The sequence below is a fragment of the Stenotrophomonas sp. YJH_SMC_25 genome (genome assembly GCF_059369595.1).
In genome coordinates this window covers 554392-579659 of record NZ_JCAFSV010000001.1, presented here as the reverse complement: position 1 = coordinate 579659, position 25268 = coordinate 554392, and the positions used below count along the sequence as shown (strand labels likewise).

Sequence of the window (25268 nt, the reverse complement as noted above, 5' to 3'; positions counted from 1 at the left end):
GTTGCGCCACCGTCCCCGCGAGGGTGCCGCCGGCCAAGGGCTCACCAAGGTGAATGGTGCCCCACGCCATTGGCGGTTGGCGATCAAGATTGCCTGGCGGGCCGCCGATAACGCCACATCCCCCCGTTTTGGATGTACCGATGAACTACTTGAGGAATGTCAGGGTTGCCTGGCGTCTTGGGCTGGGCTTTGGCCTGTTGCTGCTGTTGGTTGCGGCCGTGGTGGCCACCGGCGCCACCGCCAGTGTCGTGCAGAAGCGCGCGATGCAGCAGGTGGTCGATGTCAGCGTGGCCAAAGTGCGCCTGCTCTCGCAGATGCTCGATGCCAACAACCAGATGATGGTCGTTCGCCGCGAGATGCTGATCCGCCAGGGCGATGATCGTGGCCATGATGAGCAGCGCATCGCCGATCTGGTCAAGCGCTATGAGGCCAGTTGGACGGCCTACCAGGCGCTGCCCAGCGACGCCGAGGGCAAGGCCATTGCCGAAACCATCGCCGCCAAGCGTGCCATCGCGCGTCCGCTCAACAAGCAGACCAGCGAACTGATGGAGCAGGGCGACTACCCGGGCGCCGTGGCGCTGACCCTGGGCCCGGTGCAGGAAGCCGCCAACGGCTGGAACAAGGCGCTGTCCGATGGCGTGGACTTCGAGGAGAAGGAAAGCCGTGAGGCTGCTGCCGAGGCAATCCGCCTGGGCGAGCGTAGCCTGCTGCAGTTGCTGGTGCTGGGCGGCGTCGCGCTGCTGGTGGGCATCGGTGCCTCGGTGATGATCGGCCGCAGCCTGACCGGCCCGTTGGCCCGCGCGGTGAACCTGGCCGAACGCCTGTCCAAGGGCCAGCTGGACCAGGAGTTCCGCCTCGGCGGCCGTGACGAACTGACCCAGTTGGGTGAGGCGATGGCCAGCGTGCGCCAGAGTGTGCAGGCGGCGATCGGCGCGCAGCTGCAGATGGCCGAACAGCACGAGGCCGGTGCGATCCGCTACCGCATGGACGCCAGCGCCTTCCCCGGCGATTTCGGCCGCATGGTGCAGGCCACCAACAGCCTGGTCGAATCGCACGTGCAGGTGGAACTGCTGATGGCCGAAGTGATGCAGCGCTACGCCATCGGTGACCTCAGCCGCGACCTGCCGGACTACCCGGGCGAGAAGGGTACGCTGACCCGTACTCTGGCCGCAGTGAAGCAGAGCCTGATGGCGATCAACGCGCAGATCGATGCACTGGCCCGGGCCGCGCGCGCCGGTGATTTCAGCATGCGTGGCGATGCCGCTGCGTTCCAGTTCCAGTTCAAGGCGATGGTCGAGCACCTCAACGGCATGATGGCCAGTTCGCAGGCCAGCATCGCTGATGTCTCCGATGTGCTGCGTGCGATCTCGCACGGCGACCTGACTGCACGCATGGACGGCGAGTACGACGGTGTATTCGCCCGCATGCGTGACGACGCCAACACCACCACCGCGCAGCTGACCGGCATCGTGCGTGGCATCCAGGTGGCCGCCGACAGCATCAACAACGCGGCGCAGGAACTGGCTGCCGGCAACAACGACCTGTCGCGCCGCACCGAGCAGCAGGCCGCCAACCTGGAAGAAGCCGCCGCATCGATGGAGGAACTGACCTCGACTGTGCGCCAGAATGCCGAGCTCGCTCGTCAGGCCGACAGTGAAGCGCATGCCGCCGGTGCCGCCGTACGCGAAACCGAGCAGGCGATGGCGCAGATGGCGTCGGTGATGGGTGAGATCGATCAGTCCTCGGCACGCATCTCGGAAATCTCCACCGTGATCGACGGCATCGCGTTCCAGACCAACATCCTGGCGCTGAATGCTGCGGTCGAAGCCGCGCGTGCAGGTGAGCAGGGCCGTGGTTTTGCCGTGGTCGCCAGCGAGGTACGCACGCTCGCACAGCGTGCCGGTGTCGCCGCCAAGGAAATCAAGGAGCTGATCGAAGACGCCGCTGCCAAGGTGAAGAGTGGCCTGGCGGTGACCGTTGAATCGGAAGCCGCGATCGCCCGCGTGGCCCAGGCCAGCTCGCGCACCACGCAGCTGATGAGCGACATCGCAGCGGCCAGCAAGGAACAGGCCGCCGGTATCGAGCAGGTCAACCAGGTGGTGGTGCAGATGGACCAGGTGACCCAGCAGAACGCTGCGCTGGTGGAAGAAGCCACTGCGGCGAGCCGCGCGCTTGAAGAACAGGCGCATGCGCTGACCACGTCGGTGGCGGTGTTCAAGGTGGAGCAGGGCGCGCGCATGCCCATCGTGCCTGCGCAGGCGGCGTAAGCAACCTGCGACTGGATGTTGGATGACCCCCTGCATCGCGATGCCCCGCATGCAGGGCACCGCATGCACGCAACCGGTCGGTGCCGCTGGCTAGCGGCCGCGCGCGGCGCGTTCGATCAGCCAGCCGGCTGCGTACAGCAACAGCAGTGTTGGCGGAACCAGTACTGCATACGCGGTCGACCAGGGTTTGCCGTACAGCAGGCTGCCTGCGCCGATGGCATCGAGTGCAGCAGACTGCAGGGTGATGGGGAGCGACATCAGGATATAGGCCCCCTTCGGGTCCGCATCCGACTGCGCGCCGTGAACCAGCCATGCGGTCAACAGCAGGTAGACCACGCAAAGCGCAAGACCGGTCCAGCTCAGTAATCGCCGCATCTTCATCCGCATGCCTCCGTTCAACGGACGTCGAAGTGAGCCTGCAGAGGCAGGCTCACATTCCGCAGCAGATCCCTGACCACCACCTGCGCAGTCCACGTGCCTTTCGGATCACTGGCCTCGGCCACGAACTTCAGGTGCAGGTTGGTCATGTACAACAGGGTTGGCGGGCCGGGCAGGGCAGCGGTGAAACAGGGAACATCGCGTTCGTCGATGCTGGTAGTGCCGTCCGGGCGCAGCATGCGCAGATCGCAGTGCACCTTGGGTACGCGGTTCTCATCCAGTTGCGGGTTGGACAGGAATGTCAGCAGGAACAATTCACCGCCCGGGTGGACTTCGTCGGCCTGGGTAAAACCGGGAGTGGTCTCTGGCGGGGTCTCCCACTTGGCCTGCCAGTCGGCATCGGAGGTGACCAGCAGCGATGCCGCAAAGCCACCGCTGGATTTCATGGCATCGGTCTCCGGCATCGCCTTGCCTGCCCCGTTTATCCAGCCATCGTTGGCGGAACTGTTCAGTGGCAGCATCATGGCCATCATGGCCAGCGCGTAGGTCCATCGCATCAGAGGCTCTCCTTGGCAGCCGCGTCCCGCGGCAGAGCGGGCAGTATCGCTCAACCTTGACCGGCAAAGCAGCAGGAGAGCCGGAGCGGAGGTTCCGCTGCCTGCCGATGTGGGCGATGCTTGCCAGCAAAGGAGGTGACATGGGAATCGGGAGCGAGGAAAAGCCGGGCTGTGATTCAGCATCACCCACGCCGCAGCACGTGCTGATGCTGCCCGGGCTGGATGGCTCCGGCAGGCTGTCGATCCCGTTTCTGTCAGCACTCCAGGCTCATGGGCTGACGACGCAGGCGATTACGCTGCCTGCGCAGGGAGGGCAGGATCACGCCACGCTGGCCCAACGGCTGTGGTCGCAGCTGCCCGGCCATCCCTTCATCCTGCTTGCCGAGTCCTTCTCGGGCCCGTTGGCGGTTGAACTGGCCACGCGACAGCCCGCCGGGCTGCGCGGACTGGTGCTTGCCGCGACCTTTGCGTGTCGGCCGGTGCCATTGCCGGCAGCCAGCGCAGCCCTGCTGACGCCGGCCTGGCCTCTGCCTCCCGTGGCGTTGCTGGCGCGCCTTCTGCTGGGGCGGTGGCGCACCCGCGAGCACCTGTCGATGCTGCGCGATGCGCTGGCCCGGATTCCGGCGGCCACACTGCGGCAACGCGCCGCAGCGACCCTGCGCGTCGACGTACGCGCATTGCTGCCGGCAATCGACGTGCCGACGCTGTGCCTGCACGCGTGCCATGACCGCCTGCTGTGGCCGCCCAGCGTGGCAGAACTGCAGGCCCTTTTGCCGGATGCCCGGCATGTTTCGCTGGAAGGGCCGCATCTGCTGCTGCAGGCACGCGCTGACGCAGCCGCAGCCGAAGTTGCCGCGTGGATGAGGACGCTGTCGCCCTGATCGAAGGACTCAGCCGCGCGCGCGGGTACGCGCGGCCTTCTTCGCCGCCACCTTGCGCACGGTCTTCTTCGCCGCACGTGTCTTCGCCGCCTTCTTCGCTGCAGCACTGCGCGAGGCGGCTGTACCGGCCTTCTTGGCCGCTGTCTTCTTTGCGGTTTTCTTTGTGGCTGTCTTGCGAGCCGGTGCCTTCTTTGCCGCCGCCTTCCTGGCTGTCGTCTTCTTCGCAGGTGCCTTCTTCGCCGCCGTCGTCTTGGTCGTGGCCTTCTTTGTGCCCGACTTCCTGGCAGGCGCCTTCTTGGCAGCCTTCTTGCTGGTCGCCTTCTTCGTACCCTTGCGCGCGCTGCCGCTACGCTTGCCACCACCATCCTGCTTGTTCACGGTCGCCCAGGCAATGCGCTCGGCCGTGCCTTCGCTGGCACCGCGCTCGCGCTCGCTTTCCTCGATGTGCTCGGCCTGGCGCTTCTGTTTATCGGAGTATGCGGATTTGTCACCACGGGGCATGACAGTTCTCCTGTTGTTGTAGTCAGGCCAGCAGGCGCAGCTTGGGTTCGCGCGCCCACTGGCGGGTGGCGGCCGCCGCCAGGAATGCCTTGGCGTCTTCCGCTTCGACGATGCCGGCGTCGTTGCCGACCCTTGCCGCCTTCAGTAGCGTCTGGCCGCCCGCATCGCTGGCGATGGCCTTCAGGTGCGCCCACGCCTGGCTGACGAATTCGATGGCTGCACTCTCTTTCGACAAGGCCTTCGCCGCTTCCGGGCTGAGCACCACGGCTACTGCATCGAACACGGCCGACGGGGTGCCCGCCAGTTGCCCATCCGCCGCCTGCAGCGCGCCATCGCTGAGCGTGGCGCCACCCACTCTGGGGGCGACCAGCTTCACATCCGCACCTGCTTTTCTGGCTGCCTTGCTCAGGCTGGCAATGATCCGGGCATCAGAACCCTCATCGAACAGGATGCCGATGCAGCGCCCTTGCAGGGTGGGTTTGTTGCGACCGATCACCCGCACTTCGGGGGCGGGGGGCATGTCCCGCACTGGGGTAGCGGTCGGCGCCGGGTCGGGCAGTGCAGGCAACGCCAGACCATCGGCCACGCGCTGCGCCAGTGAGTCATCGATGTTGCGCAGGTGGCTGACGGTGCGTACCCGCACCTTCAGCGTTTCCACCTTGGACAACTCGAACACCAGCGCCGATGCCAAGTGCGCCTGCTCCGGCTTTTCGAGGCTGCGGAAGAACATGCGGGCCTGGCTGTAGTGGTCGGCCAAACTCTCCGCGCGGGTGCGACCCTTGCGGCCATCGTCGGCGCTGGCATGGCTGCGGAATCCGGCAGGCGTCTCGCGCGGGGTGTCCTCCTGCAGCGAACTGGGATCGTAGGCCACCCGACCCTTGGGAACCTGCATCTGCATGTGGCCGTCGCGCTGATGATTGGCAAACGGGCACTTGGGCGCATTCACCGGGATCTGGTGGAAGTTCGGGCCACCCAGGCGCAGCAGCTGGGTGTCCAGGTAGGAGAACAGGCGCCCCTGCAGCAGCGGGTCGTTGCTGAAGTCGATGCCCGGTGGCACGTTGGCCGGGCAGAAAGCCACCTGCTCGGTCTCGGCGAAGAAGTTGTCCGGCCAGCGGTCCAGCACCATGCGCCCGATGACCTGCAACGGCACCAGCGATTCGGGAATGATCTTGGTCGGGTCCAGATGATCGAACGGGAATGCGTCGGCGTCTTCTTCGGTGAACAACTGCACCGCCAGTTCCCATTCCGGGAAGTCGCCGCGCTGGATGGCCTCGAACAGGTCGCGGCGATGGAAGTCATTGTCGGCCGATTGCAGTTTCAATGCTTCGTCCCAGACCGTGGACTGGATACCCAGCTTGGGCCGCCAGTGGAACTTGACGAACGTTGACTCGCCGGCCTCGTTCAGCAGGCGGAAGCTGTGCACACCAAAGCCTTCGATCATCCGCAGCGAACGCGGTATGGCGCGGTCGCTCATCGCCCACATGATCATGTGCATCGATTCGGGCATCAGCGAAATGAAGTCCCAGAACGTGTCATGGGCCGACGCGGCCTGCGGGAAGGCACGGTCCGGTTCCATCTTCACCGCGTGCACCAGGTCCGGGAATTTCATGGCGTCCTGGATGAAGAACACCGGGATGTTGTTGCCGACCAGGTCCCAGTTGCCCTCCCTGGTATAGAACTTCACCGCGAAGCCGCGCACGTCGCGCGGGGTGTCCACCGAACCTGCGCCACCGGCCACGGTCGAGAAGCGGGTGAACACGGGTGTCTTCACGCCAACCTCGGTCAGGATGCGCGCGCGGGTATGCGCCTTCAGTGATCGGGTCAACTCGAAGTAGCCATGCGCAGCGCTGCCGCGGGCGTGCACGATGCGCTCGGGAATGCGCTCATGGTCGAAGTGGGTGATCTTCTCGCGCAGGATGAAGTCCTCCAGCAGCGTAGGCCCCCGAGGTCCCTGCCGCAGGGAGTTCTGGTTGTCTGCCACCGGGATGCCCTGATCGGTGGTCATCGCCGGATGACTGCCCCCGGCCTGCTGGTGCAGTTCATCGCCGTTGCCGCGGTGGTGGTTCTCGGCGTGGGTGGTTGCGCGCTTGCCGGTCGGCTTGCTGGCGGCCATTGACGTTGGCTCCGGATGCTCAAAGAGAACCACGACACTGGAACCGGGCCCGTTAAACCGAGGTCCGGCAAAGGTGAACGTACAGGCAAAAGCAGGCTCGGGTATGCTTGCTCCATGCGAGTCGAGCCCGCCGACATCGAAGCCCTGTTCGACGCCATCCCGGATGTGCTGTTCTTCATCAAGGACCTTCAGGGGCGTTACACCCACGTCAACCAGACCATGCTGCGGCGGCTGGGCCTGCGCGCCCGCAAGGACGTGATCGGGCGTACCGCGGCGGAGATCTACCCGACCGGGCTGAGCGCCGACTACGTGGACCAGGACGCCCGCGTGCTGGCCGGTGAGGTGATCGAGAACCTGATGGAGCTGCACCTGTTCGCCAACCGCGAACCGGGCTGGTGCCTGACCTGCAAGCGCCCGCTGGTGGTCGATGGGGCCATCGAGGGCCTGATCGGCATTTCCCGCGACCTTGGCCAGAAGGACAGCCTGGGTACCCAGTACGAGCAGCTGCGGCTGGCGCTGGCCCACCTCAACGCGCACTACGCCGAAAACGTGCGCATGCAGACCCTGCTGGACATCACCGGCTTCTCGCTGTCCAAGCTGGAGCGCAGCTTCCGCAAGGTGTTCCAGATGACCCCGCAGCAGGTGCTGACCCGGCTGCGGATCCAGATGGCCATGCACCTGCTGCACGGTGACGAGAGCATCGCCAGCATCGGCCAGGCCTGCGGTTTCAGCGACCAGAGCGCCTTTACCCGCAAGTTCAAGGCTGAAACCGGTTTCTCGCCGCGTGCCTACCGCGCCCGTATTGGTGGCAGTGTCGGAGAGCCGGCACTGGCCTGAGCCGCCTGCTGCGCTGTGCCTATCCCCGCGGGCATGGGACAGGGTAAGGTGTCGCCCCTGTAGCCCGCCGCCAGCCCTGCCGATGCCCAACTCGATTCCGACCGCTTCGCCGTCCCGCCTCGGACATTCGCTCAAGCCCCGCCAGCTGATCATGATGGGCCTGGGCAGCGCCATCGGTGCCGGCCTGTTCCTCGGCTCGGGCGTGGGTGTGCAGGCGGCCGGTCCGGCGGTCCTGGTGTCGTATCTGGTCGCCGGCGCGCTGGTGATCATCGTGATGAACGCTCTGGGCGAAATGGCGGCGGCCAAACCGACCAGCGGCGCGTTCTCGGTCTATGCCGCCGATGCCATGGGCGCCACCGCCGGTGCCACCGTCGGCTGGTTGTGGTGGGTGCAGCTGGTGATCGTGATCGCCGCCGAGGCGGTGGGAGCGGCCGGGCTGCTGGCCACCGTCTGGCCAGCAGTACCTGTACCGATGGCGGCGCTGGCCTTCATGCTGTTCTTCACCGCGATCAACCTGCTCGGGGTGAAGAACTTCGGCGAGTTCGAATTCTGGTTCGCCATCCTCAAGGTGGCGGCGATCCTGGCCTTCATCGCCATCGGCGTGGCGCTGCTGATGGGCTGGCTGCCGCAGGTGACCTCGCCGGGCCTGAGCAACTTCACCGAGCATGGTGGCTTCGCACCGAAGGGCCTGGCCGGTATTGGCGCTGCACTGCTGGTTGTCGTTTTTGCCTTCGGTGGCACCGAGATCGTCGCCGTTGCGGCGGCAGAGACTGAAGATCCGGAGCGCAGCATCGCCCGTGCCATCCGCACCGTGGCGTGGCGCATCCTGGTGTTCTACATCGGCTCGCTGAGCGTGATCATCGCCGTCGTGCCGTGGACCAGCGAAGCGTTGAAGTCGCCGTTCGCCGCCGTGCTGGACATTGCCCGTATTCCGGGCGCCGGCACCGCCATCACCCTGATCGCGGTGATCGCGCTGCTGTCGGCACTCAATGCCAACCTCTACGGCGCCTCGCGCATGATGTATTCACTGGCGCAGCGCCGCGAAGCGCCGGCGGTGCTGGGCTGGACCGATCCGCGCCAGGTGCCGGTGATTGCCGTGCTGGCCAGCGTGCTGTTCGGTTTCGCCGCCACGGTGATGGAACTGCTGTTCCCGGACCGGGTGCTGCCGGTGCTGCTGAACATCGTCGGTTCCACCTGCCTGCTGGTGTGGACGCTGTCGCTGGTCTCGCAACTGGTGTTGCGGCGCCGCGCGGATCGCCTGGGTACCCGGCTGCCGTTCCGCATGGCGGGCTTCCCGTGGCTGACCTGCTGCGCGCTGGCGATCCTGGCGCTGATCTTCGGCCTGCTGCTGAGCGAGTCGCACACCCGCCTGCAGTTCCTGTCGATGGTGGCGCTGACCGCCACGATCGCCGCCGGCAGCGCCATCGCGCGGCGCATGCGCGAGGCGTGACTGAAGCTGCCGGCCAGCGGCCGGCACTACCACGGGGGCTGCACATCCGCCGTGCCATCCTGATCGTGTGGGCCGTCATCGGCCCGTCGACCGGGAGTACCGCATGCTGCGCAGTCGCCCCTTCCTGATGTTTACCGGCCAGGCCGAGGCCGCCCTGGCCCTGTACGCCGAGGCCTTCGCCGATTTCCGCCTGCTGGCAATGCAGCGCCATCCGGACGGCGCCGGTGCCGGCGTGCCCGGGCAGGTCCGACAGGCCATCTTCCTGCTCGGTGGCACCCACTACCTGTGCTTTGACAGCCTGGACGTGCACGATTTCACCTTCAGCCCGTCGATCTCGCTGTTCGTCGAGTGCTCCGGCGCCGAGCAGTTCGAGCGCGCCGCGCGCGTGCTGGGCGAGGGCGGCCACTGGCTGATGCCGGTGGGCGACTATGACTTCAGCAACCGCTACGGCTGGGTACAGGATCGCTTCGGCGTGTCGTGGCAGTTGAGCCTGGGGCAGATGCCGGACCCGTGATCGGGATTACCGTGGATGTGGACCCTGGTCCACCCGCCCTCATGAAAACGGCCCGCTTGCGCGGGCCGTTCTCTTTACCGATGCCGCGAGGAATCAAGCCTCGACTTCATCATCCTTGTAGGCATCGACCGGGATGCAGGCGCACATCACGTTCTTGTCGCCGTACACGTTGTCGACGCGCGCCACCGGCGGCCAGTACTTGCTCTGCTTCAGGCTGGCCAGCGGGAAGGCAGCCAGTTCGCGCGGGTAGGCGTGGGTCCACTCGCTGGCGGTCACCGCGGTGGCGGTGTGCGGCGCGTTCTTCAGCGGGTTGTCCTCGCGGTCCAGACGGCCGTCTTCGATCGCGGTGATCTCCTCGCGGATCTGGATCATCGCGTCGATGAAGCGGTCCAGCTCGTGCAGCGATTCGCTCTCGGTCGGTTCGACCATCAGCGTGCCGGCCACCGGGAAGCTCAGGGTCGGGGCGTGGAAGCCGAAGTCGATCAGGCGCTTGGCGACGTCCTCGGCGCCGATGCCGCTGGTCTTCTCCAGCGGGCGTACGTCTAGGATGCACTCGTGTGCCACCAGGCCGTTGCGGCCGGTGTACAGGGTCTTGAAGTGCGGGGCCAGGCGCTTGGCGATGTAGTTGGCGTTGAGCTGCGCGACCTGGGTGGCCTTACGCAGGCCTTCGCGGCCCATCATCGCGATGTACATCCAGCTGATCGGCAGGATCGAGGCGCTGCCGAAGCTGGCGGCGCTGACCATGCCGACCGGGCCGTTGTCACCCAGCTTGCCCGGCAGGAACGGGGCCAGGTGTTCCTTGACCGCGCACGGGCCGACGCCCGGGCCGCCGCCGCCGTGCGGGATGCAGAAGGTCTTGTGCAGGTTCAGGTGCGAAACGTCCGAACCCCACTTGCCGGGCTTGGCCACGCCGACCAGGGCGTTCATGTTGGCGCCGTCGGTGTACACCTGGCCGCCGTGCTGGTGGATGATCTCGCAGATCTCGACCACCTCTTCCTCGAACACGCCGTGCGTGGACGGGTAGGTCATCATGATCGCGGCCAGGCGGTCGCTGTACTTCTCGGCGTTGAGGCGGATGTCTTCAACATCGACATTGCCGTTGGCATCGGTCTTGGTGACCACCACCTTCATGCCGCACATCTGCGCCGAGGCCGGGTTGGTGCCGTGCGCCGAATCCGGGATCAGGCAGATGTCGCGGTGGCCTTCGCCGCGCGAGCGGTGGTAGGCGCGGATCGCCAGCAGGCCGGCGTACTCGCCCTGTGCACCGGAGTTCGGCTGCAGGCTGACCGCGTCGTAGCCGGTGCATTCGACCAGCATCGCTTCCAGCGTGTCGATCAGTTCCTTGTAGCCCAGCGCCTGGTCGGCCGGCACCAGCGGGTGGATCTGCGAGAACTCCGGCCAGGTCACCGGGATCATCTCGGCGGTGGCGTTGAGCTTCATGGTGCACGAACCCAGCGGGATCATCGTGCGGTCCATCGCCAGGTCCTTGTCGGCCAGCGAACGCAGGTAGCGCAGCAGTTCGTGCTCGCTGTGGTGGGTGTTGAACACCGGGTGGGTCAGGAACGCGGACTGGCGCAGCAGGCCGGTCGGCAGCGCGTCGGCGGTGCTGGCATCCAGCGCGTCGACCTCCAGCGAGGCACCGAACACCGCAGCCACGGCGACGATGTCGGCGCGGGTGGTGGTCTCGTCCAGGCTGATGCCGACCGAGTCGCTGTCGATCGCGCGCAGGTTGTAACCGGCGGCGCGTGCCTTGGCATGGATTTCATCGGCATGCACGCCGGTGACGTGCAGGGTGTCGAAGAAGTCGCCACCGACCTGCACGCCGGCATTGCGCAGCGCTGCGGCCAGGATCGAGGCCAGGCGGTGCGTGCGGCGGGCAATGCGGGTCAGGCCTTCCGGGCCGTGGTAAACGGCGTACATCGAGGCCATCACCGCCAGCAGCACCTGTGCGGTACAGATGTTGGAGGTGGCCTTCTCGCGGCGGATGTGCTGTTCGCGGGTCTGCAGGGTCAGGCGGTAGGCCGGGTTGCCCTGGGCATCGATCGAAACGCCGATCAGGCGGCCCGGCATCGAGCGCTTGTAGGCGTCACGGCAGGCCATGAAGGCGGCGTGCGGGCCACCGAAGCCGAACGGCACGCCGAAACGCTGGCTGTTGCCGACCACGATGTCCGCGCCCCATTCGCCCGGGGCAGCCAGCAGGGTCAGGGCCAGCAGGTCGGTGGCCACGGCCACCAGGCCGCCGCGTGCGTGTACGGCATCGACCAGCGCCTTGTAGTCGCCGACCTGGCCGAAGGTGTCCGGATACTGCAGCAGCAGGCCGAACGCTTCCGCTTCCAGTGCTTCGGCCGGGGTGCCGACGCGCAGCACGATGCCCATGGGCTCGGCGCGGGTACGCAGCAGTTCCAGGGTCTGCGGGTGCACGGCGTCGTGCACGAAGAAGGTGTCCGACTTCGACTTGGCCGAACGCTTGGCCAGGGTCATCGCTTCGGCGGCGGCGGTGGCTTCGTCCAGCAGCGAGGCGTTGGCGATTTCCATGCCGGTCAGGTCGGCGCACAGGGTCTGGAAGTTGATCAGCGCTTCCATGCGGCCCTGCGAGATTTCCGCCTGGTACGGGGTGTAGGCGGTGTACCACGCCGGGTTTTCCAGGATGTTGCGCAGGATCACGTTCGGCGTGTGGGTACCGTAGTAACCCTGGCCGATGAAGCTGCGCAGCACGGTGTTCTTGTCGGCGATCGCACGGATCTTCGCCAGTGCCTGCACTTCGGTCATCGACTCCGGCAGTGCCAGCGGTGCCGGCGACTTGATCTTGGCCGGCACGATGGCGTCGGTCATCGCATCCAGCGACGCGTGGCCGACGACGTCGAGCATCTGCGCGATCTCGGCGTCGTTGGGGCCGATGTGGCGCTCGACGAACGCGTTGTGGTGCTCGAGCTCACGCAGGGAAGGGGTGTTCTGGGACATGGCGAAGGATCCGTCAGGAAAGGGCACACGCACGGGCACAAGCCGCCGGTCGGCGGTCTGCGGGGCGCCCCTCTGTCCTTTTGCCTGAGAGTTTAAAAGCGCGGCGGACCGCAGCTTCGTGCCCCTTCGGCGCCGGATCGAACCGGTCTCTCCAGAGTTGTGTTACGGGTGGTATCGGGCCTGAGCGATTACGGGCGTTGCGCCTTCGGCAGCGGTATTCCGCTTCTCCCACCGTGTTGCCCGCCGATTATAGCCCGTTGCGGGCGCGGCGGCCGCCTTCGGTCCTGGAGGCCGCGCCTGAATGGCCGATGGCCCGTCCGTGCGTTTTGTGCACTGATGCATGGCATCAGGCGCAATCCCCACCTATGATGGGCGGATACCCGAATTCATCTGGCGCCGTCCCTGCTGCAGGGGACCGGCGCCCGCCGTGCGTGCCGCGCATGGCCCTGCCGGACGCCTTTCCCATGACCGCCGCTGTTGCTCCCTCCACCCGCCGCATGGCCCTGCTACTCGCCGGCCTGGCCATGTTCGGTCCGTTCTCGATCGACACCATCTTCCCGGCGTTCCCGCAGCTGGCCCAGCGCCTGGCGGTGGACGAGGTGGCGGTGCAGCAGACCATCAGCGTGTACCTGCTGTTCTACGGCCTGATGAGCCTTGCGCACGGCCCGCTGTCCGACGCCTGGGGCCGCAAGCGGGTGATCCTCGGTGGCCTGGTGGTGTTCGTCGGCGCTTCGGTCGGCTGCGCGCTGTCCACCGACCTGACCACGCTGCTGGCGTTCCGTGCGCTGCAGGGCCTGTCAGCAGGCGTCGGCATGATCGTCGGCCGCGCGGTGATCCGCGACCTGTACCACGGACACGACGCGCAGCGCCTGATGAGCCAGGTATCGATGCTGTTCGGCATCGCTCCGGCCATCGCACCGATCATTGGCGGCTGGATCCTGCTCAGTGGCGCCGGCTGGCCACTGATTTTCTGGTTCCTGGTGGTGTTTGCGCTGCTCCTGCTGGCGGCCACTGCACGCTACCTGCCGGAAACCCATCCGGTGGAGGCACGGGTGCCGTTGTCACCGCGCGTGCTGCTGCGTGATTACGTGCGCATCGGTTTCAACCCGCGGTTCCTGCGCCTGGCGCTGGCCGGCAGCATCGGTTTCGGCGGCATTTTCCTGTACATCTCCTCGGCGCCGGTGTTCGTGATGCAGCACCTGCATCTGGGCGAGGGTGGTTTTGCCTGGCTGTTCATCCCCACCATCGGCGGCATGACCACCGGCTCGTTCCTGTCCGGGCGCATGGCCGGGCACACCACGCCCACCCGCCAGGTGTCCATTGGTTTCGGCCTGTGTGCGCTGTCGGTGCTGCTGAATGTCGGCTACGTGGCGCTGTCGCCGCAGTTCGTGCTGCCGTGGGCGGTGCTGCCGATCTTCCTGGGCGGCATGGGCATGGCATTGATCTTCCCGATCCTGGCGCTGGCGGTGCTGGACATGTACCCGCACCAGCGCGGCCTGGCTTCGTCGCTGCAGGCCTTCGTGCAGCTGATGATCAGCACGGTGGTGGCCGGCGTGGTGTCGCCGCTGCTCAGCGCCAGCCCGCTGCACCTGGCGCTGGGGCAGGCCGCGTTCTTCGCCGCCGGCTTCGTGTTCTGGTACTGGGAACACCAGCGTGAACGCGCGGCACAGGCGGCCTGCACGGGCCATTGAGCAGCGCGCAGGGGGAGGGCCGGCCGCTTTGCCCGCAACGCTTGCGAAGAGGAACGACCGGACTAGGCTGGGCACTCCAGCCAGCCGGTGCGTGGATGCACGACAGCCAGCCAATCCGATGTCGTTGCATGAGGTTCCCCATGGCTGCGCAGCAGACCTACCGCCTGTTCGAGGTGGCGCTGAAGGAGCGCCGCGTTCTTTCCCCTTCCCTGGACCGCATGGTGTTCACCGGTGCCGACGTGGCGCGGATGAAGACCGAAGGCCCTGACCAGCGCATCAAGGTGTTCTTCCCCTTGCCCGGCCAGGAGGTGCCGCAGGTCCCCAGCGGTGAAGACTGGTACCCACGCTACCGGGCCCTGCCGGACGACAAGCGCCCGCCGATGCGTACCTACACCATCCGCCAGTTGCGCGCCGAGCAGGGCGAGGTCGACGTCGATTTCGTCATCCATGGCGAAACCGGCCCCGCCTCGCGCTGGGCCATGCACGCCCGCCCTGGCGACCGCGTGGTGCTGCTGGCCCCGGACGCCGACTGTGCCGGGAGCAGCGAGGGCTGGGAGTGGAAGCCACCGGCCGGTGTCGGCCAGGTGCTGCTGGTGGCCGATGAAACCGCGTTGCCTGCGGTGGCCGGCATCCTCGAGGAGCTGGCGGCCATGGTCGACCCACCGCGCACGCTGGCGCTGCTGGAGGTGGCGCAGGCCGGTGATGCGGTGCACCTGAGGGCGCCCTCCAGCGCCGAGCTGGTCTGGCTGCCGCGCGGGCAGGCCGCCTACGGACAGCGGTTGCTGCAGGCGGTCCAGGCGCGGTTGGCAGCGACCTCGGGCGTGACTGCCGGCGATGCGCTGGAGGAGATCGACGTCGATACGCAGATCCTCTGGGAGCAGGCCGAAACCGGTGTGGCCGGGCCGCTGTATGCCTGGGTGGCGGGCGAGGCGGGGGCGGTGATGGCGATCCGCCGCCACTTGGTGCGTGATTGCGGGCTGGACCGCCGCGCGATCACCTTCATGGGCTACTGGCGGCACGGCAAAGTGCTGGACTGAGGGGTGTGAAGCGGTGCTGCGGGCGGGGTGCGCTATCCTTGCGCCCCCCTTCGCAGCGGTACCGCACCATGTCCACCAGCTCCAAGACCCGCCGCGACCAGCGCCGTCGCCAGGAAAAGCAGGCCGCCAACAAGGCCGCCGCGCAGGCCTCGCCGGTGGAGCCGCATGCGGAACTGCGCGATGCACAGCGCACCCTGCTGGCCGGTGTCGTGCGCCGCGACGGCGAATGGGTACTGGGCATGGACGGCCGCATCGCGGGCCACAGCGAGAGCGCTGCGCAGGTGCTGGCGCTGATCATGCAGGCCGGTGAACTGCACGAGCGCAACGGCACGCCGGTGCGCCTGATGTACTCCGATGCACTGCGCGATGCCGCACAGGCCGAAGCCAGGGAGAAGGGCCAGACCTTCGAGGAATTCAAGGCCGAGCTGGCCGCAGCGATGGCCGCGAAGAAGAACAGCTGACCGCTGTTGCGGTAGAGCCGGCCGCTGGCCGGCTGCCCGTTGGGTCTTCATCGCGTAGTTGCCGGCCAGCGGCCGGCACTACCGGAAAGGGGCGGATCCTTTCGGACCCGCCCCTTTTTTCATTTCGCCGTCGGGGCCGCGTTGGCCTGCCAGCCGCACATCTGGCCTTTGACTGCTGTTTCGGTAGAGCCGGCCGCTGGCCGACTGCCAGACGGATTTCCACCGTGCAGTTGCCGGCCAGCGGCCGGCACTACCAGAAAGGGGCGGATCCTCGCGGATCCGCCCCTTTTTTTATTTCGCCGCCGGGGCCGCGTTGGCCTGCCAGCCGCACATCTGGCCTTTGACTGCTGTTTCGGTAGAGCCGGCCGCTGGCCGGCTGCCTGTTGGGTCTTCATCGCGTAGTTGCCGGCCAGCGGCCGGCACTACCGGAAAGGGGCGGATCCTTTCGGATCCGCCCCTTTTTTCATTTCGTCGCCGGGGCCGCGTTGGCCTGCCAGCCGCACATCTGGCCTTTGACTGCCGTTTCGGTAGAGCCGGCCGCTGGCCGGCTGCCCGTTGGGTCTTCATCGCGGAGTTGCCGGCCAGCGGCCGGCACTACCGGAAAGGGGCGGATCCTTTCGGACCCGCCCCTTTTCTCATTTCGCCGCCGGGGCCGCGTTGGCCTGCCAGCCGCACATCTGGCCTTCGTTCTGCTGCTTCAGCCACTCGTTGACCGGGGTGAAGTACTCGATCATCGGGCCGGCATCGAGCTTGTCGGTACCGGTCAGCTCCTTCAGCGTGGCCTGCCACGGCTGGCTGGCACCCTTGCTCAGCATCGCCCAGTACTTCTGGCCGGCTTCCTTGTTGCCGTAGAAGGTGCACTCATGCAGCGGGCCCTTGTAGCCGGACGCGTCGCACAGGCCCTTGTAGAACTGGAACTGCAGGATGCGCGCCAGGAAGTAGCGGGTGTACGGAGTGTTGCCCGGCACGTGGTACTTCGCGCCCGGATCGAAGAACTCTTCGCCACGGGTGCTGGCCGGCGCCACGCCCTGGTACTTGGCCTTCAGGTCCCACCACGCCTTGTTGTAGTTGTCGGCAGTGATCGAGCCATCGAACACGCCCCAGCGCCAGCGGTCGATCATCAGCCCGAACGGCAGGAACGACACGCCTGACAGCGCCATGCGCATCTGGTTGTTGATGACCGCCTCGCGGCTTTCGGTCGGCGCATCGACCAGGCCGATCGAGCTGAGGTACTTGGGCGTCATCGCCAGCACGATGGTGTCGCCGATCGCTTCATGGAAGCCATCGTTGGCACCGCCCTGGAACAGCGGCGGCAGCGGGTTGTAGGCCAGGTCGTAATAGATGTGGCCCAGCTCGTGGTAGATGGTGGTGAAGTTCTCTTCGTTCGGCTTGATGCACATCTTGGTGCGCACGTCGCCTTCCATGTTCATGTCCCAGGCGCTGGCGTGGCAGACCACGTCGCGGTCGTCAGGCTTGATGAACTGGGTTTTTTCCCAGTAGGACTGCGGCAGCGACGGCATGCCCAGCGACACGTAGAAGTCCTGCGCGCGCTCGGTCATCTGCTTGGCGGTACGCAGTTCGGCCTCGCGCTGCGCCTTGTACTGCGCGGCCACGTTGGCATCCTTGCCGGCCTTGGCCAGCGCCGCGCTCAGGTTGGTCTGGTACTGCTTTTCCAGCGCCGCGGTGATGTCCAGGCTGCCGGCGCCCGGGTACGGTTCCAGCTGGTCCCACAGGTTCGACCAGTCCTGCTGCCACATGTTGCCCAGCAGGTGCGCGGCGATCAGGCCATTGCCAACTTCGGCCTTGTCCTTGCCATAGGTCTTGTCCAGCTTGCCGCGCGCGTAGCAGTGCAGCTGCTCGTACATCGGCTTGACCTGTTCCCACAGGCGGTCGGTTTCCGGGCCGATCTGCTCCGGCGGCATGTCGTAGCCGCTGCGCCACATCTGGCCGGCATCGGTGAAGCCCATGCCCTTGGCGCCTTCGTTCACCAGGCCGACGAACTTCTGGTAGTCGCCGCGCATGCTCTTGGTGGTGCTGTGCCAGCCCTGCCAGGCGTCAAGCTGCTTGTCGTAGTCGCGGCTGCGCGCCAGTACCTGTTCCAGCTCGCCCAGCTGGCGGCAGGAGTTCGGATCGTTGGCGTCGGTGCAGTACTTGCCGGCACCGTAGCTGCCTTCCATGCGGGTGGCGATCTGGGTCAGCTCGGCCAGCGTGGCCGGATCGCGCGGCGCCGGCATCGAGGACATCAGTTTCAGCAGGTGGATCGCACGCTTGCTGTCCTCGCTCATCGGCTTGCCGTCGAACTTGGCGGCCTGCTCGATCCAGCTGTTGAGCTGGGTCAGCGAGCGCTCGTTGGCCTTGGCCGCGATGCGTTCGGAATCACTGTTGATGTAGGTGGAAGACAGCCACTGCGCCGAGGTCATCTCCGGGTAGGCGGCCTTGAATTCGGCATTGATGCGGGCCACGAACTGGTCGGCGGTTTCGCCGGCCGGGGCGCTGCTGCTGGCGGTATCGGTGCCTGGGGCAGCTTCCTTTTTGCAGGCGGCCAGGGCCAGCGTGGCGGCGGCGATTGCCGAGGCCAGCAGGAGATGACGGTGTTTCACGGGCGGTCCTTGGGTGGTGAACGACGGCCGAAGGCTAGTGGGCAGTGGCTGCGACCGCAAGTGGCGGAAGTCGGCCGGGTTCGGCAGGGCTGCGCCCTGCACCCGCAGAAGCAACGGCAACGGCCAAAGCAACAGCAGAAGCGGGCTATCCGTGGGATGGCGGGGCGGTGTGGGCTTGCAGGACACGCCGTAAACCCATCCATGGGGGCTCGATGGCGCCATCCATGGCGCCAACGGTCCTGCAAGCCCACACCGCCCCACCTCTGACAGATCGCGGCGGCCGTTGGTGGGTGTCGACCTTGGTCGACACATCTGTCAGGTATCGAAAATCAAAATGGGGTCGGATCCGTTTTCCTCAGGAAAACGGATCCGACCCCAAGGTCGTTCCAACAGATCGCGGAAATCTGTCGAAGGCGGGGTGGGTCCGGTTGCGGGGGCGTGAGCCGCATGGATGCGGCGACCGAGCTTACATGGACGTACTTGCAGCGTCCCCCGCAACCGGACCCACCCCGCCAATCCACGGAATGCCAGCTTTTGCTTTTGCTTTTGCTGTTGCTGTTGCTGTTGCTGTTGCTGTCGAGGCTGCCGGCCAGCGGCCGGCACTACCGCAGGTGCAGGGCTGCAAGCCCTGCCGAACAACCCTCAACCTTCGCAGTTGGCGAACAGGTCGCGATCGCGCTCGTACAGCGAGGTCTTCACCTGCATCAGGCCCAGCACCGACGGGAACAGGTTGTCGTGGTCGGTATAGGCCGCCGAACGCTTGCGCACGCACTGCAGGTCCAACCCACGGCTGCTGGCGAAGCCCGGCGAGAACCACATCGTCATCGGTACGCGGGTCTGCTCGGCCGGAGCGATCGCATACGGCACGCCATGCAGGAACAGGCCCTTCTCGCCCAGCGATTCACCATGATCGGACAGGTAGATCATCGCCGTGTCGTAATCCTGCATGCCCTGCAGGGTGCCGATGGTCTTGCTCAGGAAATGATCGGTGTACAACACCGCGTTGTCATAGCTGTTGGTGATCTCTTCGCGAGAGCAACGGCCGATGTCACGGGTGTCGCAGGTTGGCTTGAAGCGCGCGAAGGCTGCCGGGTAACGCTCGAAGTAGGCCGGGCCGTGGTTGCCCAGCTGGTGCAGCACCACCACGCGGTCGCCGGGCTTGGCACGCACCTGGGTGGCCAGGTCCTGCAGCAGGATCTCGTCCATGCAGCGGCCATCGGCGCACAGCCCCGGCGTGGTCGCATCGGACAGCGACTGGAACTCCAGCCCTTCGCAGACGCCCTTGCAGCCGGACTGGTTGTCACGCCACAACGGCGCGATGCCGGCGCGGTTCAGCACGTGCAGCAGCGACTGGTGTGCGCGGATCTTCTTTTCATCGTAGTCGTGGCGTCCCCACGGCGAGAACAGGCACGGCAGCGATACTTCGGTGCTGGTGCCGCAGGAGTGCATGTCGGGGAAGTTGATCACCGGTGCCTGGGCCAACTCCGGGGTGGTGCTGCGGCCACCGTTGAGCCCCCAGTTCTGCGCGCGCACGGTTTCGCCCATGACGATCACCAGCAGGCGCGGCTTGCTGACCGGGGCGCGTGGCGTGGCCTTGGCGTCGGTGCCGATCGGCAGCTTCGGCGCGCGCTGCACCGGGTTGTCGCCACGCAGCGCGCGCGGCATACCGAGCAGCACGTTGGCCGGGGTGGCGAGATAGCGTACTTCGCGCTGGTTGCGCATCAGCGCCGAGACATCCTGGAACGAGATCAGCGCACCGCCAACTGCGGTCGTCGCCGCCACGACCAGGAAGCCGAGTCGCCACAGCAGGCTGCGGCCCCAACTGCGTCGGCGCAGCTGCACGCGCCACAGCACCACCATCGGCAGCACGGCCAGCAGCAGCAGCGGCCACAGCAGCGATACGGTCATCAGCTCGCGGCTCTCCTTGGGGTCGGTCGCCAGCACGTTGCGCAGCATGTCCGCATCCAGATAGATGTGGTACCGGCTCATGTAGTGCGCAGCGAACGCCGTCACCAGCAGCAACAGGCTGATTACCACTTTGGCATTCCAGCGCCAGACCAGGATGCCCAGCAGCACGCCGTGCGCACCCAGCAGCAACAGCAGCAGTGAAAGCGCGTAACGCAGGCTGCCTGGATGGCTGGCCATCGCGCTGTGCCAGAACAGGCCGTTGCCGGCCACCGCGAAGAACAGGCTGGTCAGCGCGATCAGTGCTTCCGTGGAGAGCTGCGGCCGCCAGTTGCGAAGACCCGCAAGGGCGGGGAGGCGGGCGGGGCGTTGGACCGATGCACTCATGCGTTTGCCTCCTGGCGGTGGGGACGGTCCAGCTGACGGTGGATCAGAACATACAGGCCCAACGAAAGCAGCCAACATATCAACGCGGTGGCAATGTCATGCGAAAGGAAATGGGCGCCCCGCAACTGCTGGCTGATCCCGAACACCAGGCCGGCGCCGAGGCCGATCCAGAGCCCGGTCCAGCGCCAGGACGGCCGCCACAGCAACGCGAAGAAGTACAGGCAGAGCCACGCATAGCCTGCGCTGGCGTGGCCTGCCGGAAAGCAGGCCTGTGCCGGCATGCCTTCCGGGCGCAGGGTGAACAGACCGATGAAAGGCTGGTGGCCACCGTAGCGCAGCAGGTCCCACGGGCATTCCATCGGCACCAGCGACTTCAGCAGGGAGATCACGCCGGTGCCCAGTGCCATGGCAATCACGACATAAAGCAGCGCCCATTGCAGGGTGCGATCGCGACCCCTACGCCAGTGGTGGAAGCACAGCAGGGTCACGACCAGCGCTGCCGCCGTGCTCAACCATTTGCCGGCCTTGTGCACGACGCTGCGGGTGATCCAGGCGTCCTGCAGCGCCCAGTGGCTGCCTTCAAGACGGAACAGGTGATCGGCCACCCATTGATCACCGCCGAAGTCCATCAGCAGCGTAAACAATGGCAGACCGATTGCGACAGGCAGCCAGAGGTGAGTTACGGCAAATCGAGACGCCAGTGGTGATGTCGCAAGCGGCGCTACCGAATCAAGGGGACGGACGGGCATGCTGGGAAGGGGCGGTTCGGGAATCCGCAGTCATGCTCGTCACCTGGATGTCGGAGAAGGGTCGGATGCTCGTTCGTGCCGGGTTAATGTTCGTCCGGCACGTGTCAACGTTCAGTCTTCTTCGGCGGTCGATCCTGTCCGCTCGGCGTGGCACTCCGGGTTCCATGCGGTACCGGGAAGCAGTTGCCAACGATTCCTGTTGGCAACACCGATGTCGATCACTTTGGCCGGATCCACGCAGGGGCTCATCGCATCGTCCAGCACCAGCAGCCAGCGCTTGTCCGGCGCCTCAGCGAGCCAAGGGCCGGCGTCATGCCATTGCTCTGCCCAGGGCCGCTTGAAGCCGAATTCGCGTACCGGGCGGTCGGCCTGCAGCAGGTTCTGCTCGCGCCAGGCCACCAGTGCCAGTTCGGCATCCGGTCCGATCCGCGCGCCGACCCGGCGCATCAGCGCTGACGCCGATGCATAGGGATCCAGCGCCGGGATCAGTACCAGGCCGTAGAGCATCCACAGCATGCCGTGGGTCAGCAGCACCAGCGTCGCCGCGCGGCGCACCCGCAGCCACACGATCAGCGTGGCCAGCGCGATGGCGAACGTCAGCAGGCCATCGCCCAGCACCGGCAGCAGGGTATCGGGCATGGCGCGGCGTTCCAGCTGGGCCACCGCCCAAGCGTGTTCGGTCAGCAGCATCACGCCCAGCGTGCCAGTGGCCAGCATCAGCACCGCGCTGTAGCCGAACAGGTAGCGGCGAACGCACAGGCGGCGCAGCAGGCCGGGCAGCAGCGGGGCTACGGCCAGCGCCATCGCCGGCAACATCGGCAGCAGGTATACCTCGCGCTTGCCCGGGCTGGCGCTGAAGAACACCAGCACCAGCACGGCCCAGCCCAGCAGCAGCCACTGGCGGCGGTCGCCACGGCGGATACGGCGCCACCAGGGCTTGAACAGCATCGGCAGCAGCAGGCTGCCCGGCAGCCACAGGGTAAGGATCACCTGCAGGTAATACCAGGCGGGCTGCCGGTGGTGCCACGCATTGGCATAACGGGTGCCGGTCTGCTTGAACAGCAGCTCGTGCGCATAAGCCTGCAGTTCGGCACTGGGCGTGTGCAGCAGGGCCCAGCCCAGCGGCGCCAGCCACACCCCGACACCCAGCAGGAAGGCCGGGATCAGCCACAGCAGGGTTGCCGGATGCGGACCCTCCACCGTGCGTCCGCGGCGGCGCTGGTACAGCCACCAGCCGAACCAGGGCAGCACCATCAGCAGCGGCAGGAAACCCACGCCCTTGGTCACCGTGCCGACGCCTGCGGCGAAGCCGGCCAGCCACAGGGCAGGCAGGTTGCGGCGTTCACACAGATGACGCATCAGGCCCCAGAGGGCCACGGTGGTCATGCCCACCAGCACCATGTCGATCTGCGCGCGCTTGGCCATCAGCCCGAACTGCAGGGTGCAGAACAGCGCAGCGAGGGCGTAGATGGAATGTCGTGGCGACCACAGCCGCCGCGCCAGGTCCGACACCAGCCACAGGCTGAGCAGGGCGCCCAGCAACGACGGCAGCAGGAAGGACCACTGCCAGCTGCCGACGATCTCGTAGGCGGCGGCCTGCAGCCACATGAAGACGGGTGGCTTCTCCGCATACAGTTCCACGCCACGGTGCGGCAGCAGCCATTGCCCGCTCTCGACCATGGTCCGGGCCGCCAGCACGAAGCGCGGCTCGTCCGGCGGCTGCGGCTGCCGAAGGCCGATCCCCGCTGCCAGCGCAGCAATGATCAGCAGCCACAACAGGGGCAGGCGCCAACGGCGGGGCAGGGCTACGGGCACGGCAGGCTCCGGGAGCAAAACGGCCATTCTGAGGTGGCGGGGGTGGAAAAAGCGTCAGAGCGGCGCCGGGGCGACCGCATTCCGACATGTGCGGCGCTACCATGGTACGAACTTCCGTGGGTGTTTCGTGCATGCGTCTGTTGGTGATCGAGGACAACCGCCAGCTGGTGGCCAACCTGTTCGACTATTTCGAGTCGCGCGGGCACGTGCTCGACGTGGCGCCGGATGGCATCACCGGACTGCACCTGGCCGGGAGCCATCCGTATGACGCCGTCATCCTGGACTGGATGCTGCCGCGCATGGAGGGCCCGGAGGTGCTGCGCCGGCTGCGCGCCGAGCATGCATCGGAAGTGCCGGTGATCATGCTGACCGCGCGTGACGAGCTGCCGGACAAGATTGCCGGCTTCCGCGCCGGTGCCGACGACTACCTGACCAAGCCGTTCGCACTCCCGGAGCTGGAGGTGCGGCTGGAAGCGCTGCTGCTGCGTGCGCAGGGCCGCAACCCGCGCAAGCGCCTGCAGGTGGGCGATCTGGTGCTGGATCTGGCCACCCTGGAAGCCCAGCGCGGCACCCAGGTGCTGCACCTGTACCCGGCCTGCCGCAAGCTGCTGGAAGTGCTCATGCGCGCCAGCCCCGGCGCGGTGACCCGCCAGCAGCTGGAATTCGCTCTGTGGGGCGACGAACCGCCGGATGGCGACCTGCTGCGTTCGCATGTCTACGAGCTGCGCCGCAGTGTGGACGGACCGTTCGCCGAGAAACTGATCCATACCCTGCCGCGGGTGGGTTACCGCTTGGCCGTGACCACGCCCAGCGATGCCGGCAAGGATGATGATGAAGGCGAGTAAGCCGGGGCCGTTGTACCGGCGCGTGGTGTGGTGGTTGCTGGGCTATCTGGCGCTGCTGTCGATCGCGGTGTTCAGCGTCGGCAATTACGTGCATGAACATGCGGAGCACGCTGCCTGGCGCGCGCTGCTCAATTCCGAACTGGACAGCATCGTCGAGCACACCGAGCACGAGCCGCACTATCGCTGGCAGGACTCGGACACGCTCAGCCTGTTCCGCTTCGATGAAGGCAACATGCCGGAAAGCGTGCGCATGCTGCACCCGGGGCTGCATGACGGGGTGCCGATCAACGGGCGGCAGACTGCGGTGATGGTGCGTGACACCGGCTCGATGGGGCGGGTGGCGCTGGCGCTGGACATTTCCGACTTCCATGACCTGGAACAGTTCGCCACGCGCTGGGTGATGCTGGCCGGGGTGATCATGATCTTCGTCACCGTGCTGATGGCGTCGTTCGGCATGGAACGCATGGTGCGCCCGTTGAGCCTGCTGGCGCAGCACATCGCCGCGCTGCGGCCGGGTGTCCAGGGCCAGCGCATCGAGGTCGACCCGCGCGGCAGCTCCGAGCTGCACACCATTGCCGATGCACTGAACGACTATCTGGACCGCAACGAGCAGTTTGTCGAACGCGAGCGGGTGTTCATCAGCACCGCCAGCCACGAGCTGCGTACGCCGATTGCGGTGATGACCGGTGCCGCAGAGCTGGCACTGGAACAGCCGGGCCTGCCCGAGCGCGCGCGCCAGCAGATGCAACGCGTGCTGCGCACCGCGCAGAGCGTGGAGCAGCTGATCGAACTGCTGCTGGTGCTGGCGCGTGACCCGGCGCGCCTGGCCGCGCGCGCCGAGCGCATCGCCCTGGACCAGCTGCTGCCGGAAATCGTCGACGACCATCGCCACCTGCTCGGTGACAAGGACCTGAGCATCGGCATCCAGGCGGCCCCGGTGGATATTGTCGCGCCGCTGGCCGTCGTGCAGGCCGCGATCGGCAACCTGCTGCGCAATGCCATCGAGAACAGTGGGCGTGGCCACATTGAGTTGCGCCTGAGCTCGTCGGCGGTGCTGACCCTGCAGGACCCGGGACATGGCATGAGCCCGGAGGAGATTGCGGCGATCCACGCGCGGATGGCCCGCGGCGAGCGCGCCGACCGTGGCGGCGGCATCGGCCTGGACCTGATCGCCCGGCTCTGCGAGCACCTTGGCTGGACCCTGCAGCTGCAGCCCTGCGAGCCGCGTGGCACGCGCGCCACGCTCGATTTCAGCGCTTCACGTCCGGCCTGAACCGGCCGTCCTGGTAGATGCCAACCTTGGTTGGCATGCTGCCCGT

The 25268-nt window shown here is 66.7% G+C and carries 19 protein-coding genes and 1 riboswitch; of the genes, 10 read left to right on the top strand and 9 right to left on the bottom strand.

Annotated features, from left to right (window positions below; all coding sequences use genetic code 11):
* Positions 1-140: 140 nt before the first annotated feature.
* The gene (locus tag AC5P7E_RS02730; protein WP_114619096.1) at positions 141-2267 is read left to right on the top strand and encodes a methyl-accepting chemotaxis protein; all 2127 of its coding nucleotides are present in this window, start codon (positions 141-143) and stop codon (positions 2265-2267) included.
* Between the two features lie 90 nt (positions 2268-2357).
* Here the strand turns inward: AC5P7E_RS02730 and AC5P7E_RS02725 are convergent, their stop codons facing one another.
* Both AC5P7E_RS02725 and AC5P7E_RS02720 read right to left on the bottom strand, forming a co-directional pair.
* Positions 2358-2648, bottom strand: coding sequence for a hypothetical protein (locus AC5P7E_RS02725; RefSeq protein ID WP_005410634.1), 291 nt, complete (start codon positions 2646-2648; stop codon positions 2358-2360).
* A 14-nt stretch (positions 2649-2662) separates the two neighbouring features.
* Positions 2663-3202, bottom strand: a complete 540-nt coding sequence (locus AC5P7E_RS02720) for a hypothetical protein (protein ID WP_005414174.1) — start codon at positions 3200-3202, stop codon at positions 2663-2665.
* Positions 3203-3342: 140 nt separating this feature from the next.
* Between AC5P7E_RS02720 and AC5P7E_RS02715 the strand changes: the two genes are divergently transcribed.
* Positions 3343-4083: an alpha/beta fold hydrolase gene (locus AC5P7E_RS02715; protein ID WP_005414175.1), complete on the top strand. Its 741-nt coding sequence runs from the start codon at positions 3343-3345 to the stop codon at positions 4081-4083.
* A gap of 9 nt (positions 4084-4092) precedes the next feature.
* Here the strand turns inward: AC5P7E_RS02715 and AC5P7E_RS02710 are convergent, their stop codons facing one another.
* Both AC5P7E_RS02710 and AC5P7E_RS02705 read right to left on the bottom strand, forming a co-directional pair.
* Positions 4093-4584: a hypothetical protein gene (locus AC5P7E_RS02710; protein WP_012480990.1), complete on the bottom strand. Its 492-nt coding sequence runs from the start codon at positions 4582-4584 to the stop codon at positions 4093-4095.
* Positions 4585-4606: 22 nt separating this feature from the next.
* Positions 4607-6697 (bottom strand): catalase, encoded by a 2091-nt coding sequence (locus AC5P7E_RS02705; RefSeq protein ID WP_114619097.1) that lies wholly within the window; start codon positions 6695-6697, stop codon positions 4607-4609.
* 114 nt (positions 6698-6811) lie between these two features.
* Here AC5P7E_RS02705 and AC5P7E_RS02700 point away from each other — a divergent pair, with 114 nt between their 5' ends.
* The 3 genes from AC5P7E_RS02700 to AC5P7E_RS02690 all read left to right on the top strand — a co-directional run bounded on the left by AC5P7E_RS02700 (position 6812) and on the right by AC5P7E_RS02690 (position 9498).
* Entirely contained in the window at positions 6812-7534 is a 723-nt protein-coding gene (locus AC5P7E_RS02700; RefSeq protein ID WP_005410629.1) for a helix-turn-helix transcriptional regulator, read from the top strand.
* An 82-nt stretch (positions 7535-7616) separates the two neighbouring features.
* Entirely contained in the window at positions 7617-8984 is a 1368-nt protein-coding gene (locus AC5P7E_RS02695) for an amino acid permease (RefSeq protein WP_005410628.1), read from the top strand.
* Between the two features lie 103 nt (positions 8985-9087).
* The gene (locus tag AC5P7E_RS02690) at positions 9088-9498 is read left to right on the top strand and encodes a VOC family protein (protein ID WP_005410627.1); all 411 of its coding nucleotides are present in this window, start codon (positions 9088-9090) and stop codon (positions 9496-9498) included.
* 93 nt (positions 9499-9591) lie between these two features.
* Here the strand turns inward: AC5P7E_RS02690 and gcvP are convergent, their stop codons facing one another.
* A complete protein-coding gene (gene gcvP / locus AC5P7E_RS02685; protein ID WP_114619098.1) occupies positions 9592-12459 on the bottom strand; it encodes an aminomethyl-transferring glycine dehydrogenase in 2868 nt (955 codons plus the stop codon).
* A gap of 62 nt (positions 12460-12521) precedes the next feature.
* A riboswitch (glycine riboswitch) is annotated at positions 12522-12624 on the bottom strand.
* 299 nt (positions 12625-12923) lie between these two features.
* Between gcvP and AC5P7E_RS02680 the strand changes: the two genes are divergently transcribed.
* The 3 genes from AC5P7E_RS02680 (at position 12924) to AC5P7E_RS02670 (ending at position 15648) form a co-directional block, all read left to right on the top strand.
* Positions 12924-14150 (top strand): multidrug effflux MFS transporter, encoded by a 1227-nt coding sequence (locus AC5P7E_RS02680; protein ID WP_032966071.1) that lies wholly within the window; start codon positions 12924-12926, stop codon positions 14148-14150.
* A gap of 140 nt (positions 14151-14290) precedes the next feature.
* Positions 14291-15187, top strand: a complete 897-nt coding sequence (locus AC5P7E_RS02675) for a siderophore-interacting protein (RefSeq protein WP_062607900.1) — start codon at positions 14291-14293, stop codon at positions 15185-15187.
* Positions 15188-15255: 68 nt separating this feature from the next.
* The gene (locus AC5P7E_RS02670) at positions 15256-15648 is read left to right on the top strand and encodes a hypothetical protein (protein ID WP_005410623.1); all 393 of its coding nucleotides are present in this window, start codon (positions 15256-15258) and stop codon (positions 15646-15648) included.
* Positions 15649-16283: 635 nt separating this feature from the next.
* On the opposite strand, the gene AC5P7E_RS02665 is transcribed toward AC5P7E_RS02670, so the two are convergent.
* The 4 genes from AC5P7E_RS02665 to AC5P7E_RS02650 all read right to left on the bottom strand — a co-directional run bounded on the left by AC5P7E_RS02665 (position 16284) and on the right by AC5P7E_RS02650 (position 23104).
* Positions 16284-18248 carry a M2 family metallopeptidase gene (locus AC5P7E_RS02665; RefSeq protein ID WP_114619099.1) on the bottom strand — a complete coding sequence of 655 codons (1965 nt, stop codon included), beginning with the start codon at positions 18246-18248 and terminating at the stop codon, positions 16284-16286.
* 642 nt (positions 18249-18890) lie between these two features.
* Complete coding sequence (locus tag AC5P7E_RS02660; protein ID WP_114619100.1) at positions 18891-20540, bottom strand: phosphoethanolamine transferase; 1650 nt, start codon at positions 20538-20540, stop codon at positions 18891-18893.
* Positions 20537-21289 carry a phosphatase PAP2 family protein gene (locus tag AC5P7E_RS02655; RefSeq protein ID WP_062607895.1) on the bottom strand — a complete coding sequence of 251 codons (753 nt, stop codon included), beginning with the start codon at positions 21287-21289 and terminating at the stop codon, positions 20537-20539. Before AC5P7E_RS02655 ends, AC5P7E_RS02660 begins: the two co-directional genes overlap by 4 nt.
* A 111-nt stretch (positions 21290-21400) precedes the next feature.
* Positions 21401-23104, bottom strand: coding sequence for an ArnT family glycosyltransferase (locus AC5P7E_RS02650; protein WP_114619101.1), 1704 nt, complete (start codon positions 23102-23104; stop codon positions 21401-21403).
* A gap of 131 nt (positions 23105-23235) precedes the next feature.
* Here AC5P7E_RS02650 and AC5P7E_RS02645 point away from each other — a divergent pair, with 131 nt between their 5' ends.
* Positions 23236-23949 carry a response regulator transcription factor gene (locus AC5P7E_RS02645; protein ID WP_005410617.1) on the top strand — a complete coding sequence of 238 codons (714 nt, stop codon included), beginning with the start codon at positions 23236-23238 and terminating at the stop codon, positions 23947-23949.
* Positions 23936-25222, top strand: coding sequence for a sensor histidine kinase (locus AC5P7E_RS02640; RefSeq protein WP_005410616.1), 1287 nt, complete (start codon positions 23936-23938; stop codon positions 25220-25222). The genes AC5P7E_RS02645 and AC5P7E_RS02640 overlap by 14 nt, the downstream gene beginning before the upstream one ends.
* The last annotated feature ends 46 nt before the right edge of the window (positions 25223-25268 follow it).

Excerpts from the sequence above, each read along its gene's own strand:
- AC5P7E_RS02720 (WP_005414174.1), bottom strand. The coding sequence starts at position 3,202 with ATGCGATGGACCTACGCGCTGGCCATGATGGCCATGATGCTGCCACTG.
- AC5P7E_RS02695 (WP_005410628.1), top strand. The coding sequence starts at position 7,617 with ATGCCCAACTCGATTCCGACCGCTTCGCCGTCCCGCCTCGGACATTCG.
- AC5P7E_RS02705 (WP_114619097.1), bottom strand. The coding sequence starts at position 6,697 with ATGGCCGCCAGCAAGCCGACCGGCAAGCGCGCAACCACCCACGCCGAG.
- AC5P7E_RS02715 (WP_005414175.1), top strand. The coding sequence starts at position 3,343 with ATGGGAATCGGGAGCGAGGAAAAGCCGGGCTGTGATTCAGCATCACCC.
- AC5P7E_RS02670 (WP_005410623.1), top strand. The coding sequence starts at position 15,256 with ATGTCCACCAGCTCCAAGACCCGCCGCGACCAGCGCCGTCGCCAGGAA.
- AC5P7E_RS02675 (WP_062607900.1), top strand. The coding sequence starts at position 14,291 with ATGGCTGCGCAGCAGACCTACCGCCTGTTCGAGGTGGCGCTGAAGGAG.
- AC5P7E_RS02725 (WP_005410634.1), bottom strand. The coding sequence starts at position 2,648 with ATGAAGATGCGGCGATTACTGAGCTGGACCGGTCTTGCGCTTTGCGTG.
- AC5P7E_RS02680 (WP_032966071.1), top strand. The coding sequence starts at position 12,924 with ATGACCGCCGCTGTTGCTCCCTCCACCCGCCGCATGGCCCTGCTACTC.
- AC5P7E_RS02660 (WP_114619100.1), bottom strand. The coding sequence starts at position 20,540 with ATGAGTGCATCGGTCCAACGCCCCGCCCGCCTCCCCGCCCTTGCGGGT.
- AC5P7E_RS02645 (WP_005410617.1), top strand. The coding sequence starts at position 23,236 with ATGCGTCTGTTGGTGATCGAGGACAACCGCCAGCTGGTGGCCAACCTG.
- AC5P7E_RS02655 (WP_062607895.1), bottom strand. The coding sequence starts at position 21,289 with ATGCCCGTCCGTCCCCTTGATTCGGTAGCGCCGCTTGCGACATCACCA.
- gcvP (WP_114619098.1), bottom strand. The coding sequence starts at position 12,459 with ATGTCCCAGAACACCCCTTCCCTGCGTGAGCTCGAGCACCACAACGCG.
- AC5P7E_RS02710 (WP_012480990.1), bottom strand. The coding sequence starts at position 4,584 with ATGCCCCGTGGTGACAAATCCGCATACTCCGATAAACAGAAGCGCCAG.
- AC5P7E_RS02700 (WP_005410629.1), top strand. The coding sequence starts at position 6,812 with ATGCGAGTCGAGCCCGCCGACATCGAAGCCCTGTTCGACGCCATCCCG.
- AC5P7E_RS02730 (WP_114619096.1), top strand. The coding sequence starts at position 141 with ATGAACTACTTGAGGAATGTCAGGGTTGCCTGGCGTCTTGGGCTGGGC.
- AC5P7E_RS02690 (WP_005410627.1), top strand. The coding sequence starts at position 9,088 with ATGCTGCGCAGTCGCCCCTTCCTGATGTTTACCGGCCAGGCCGAGGCC.
- AC5P7E_RS02640 (WP_005410616.1), top strand. The coding sequence starts at position 23,936 with ATGAAGGCGAGTAAGCCGGGGCCGTTGTACCGGCGCGTGGTGTGGTGG.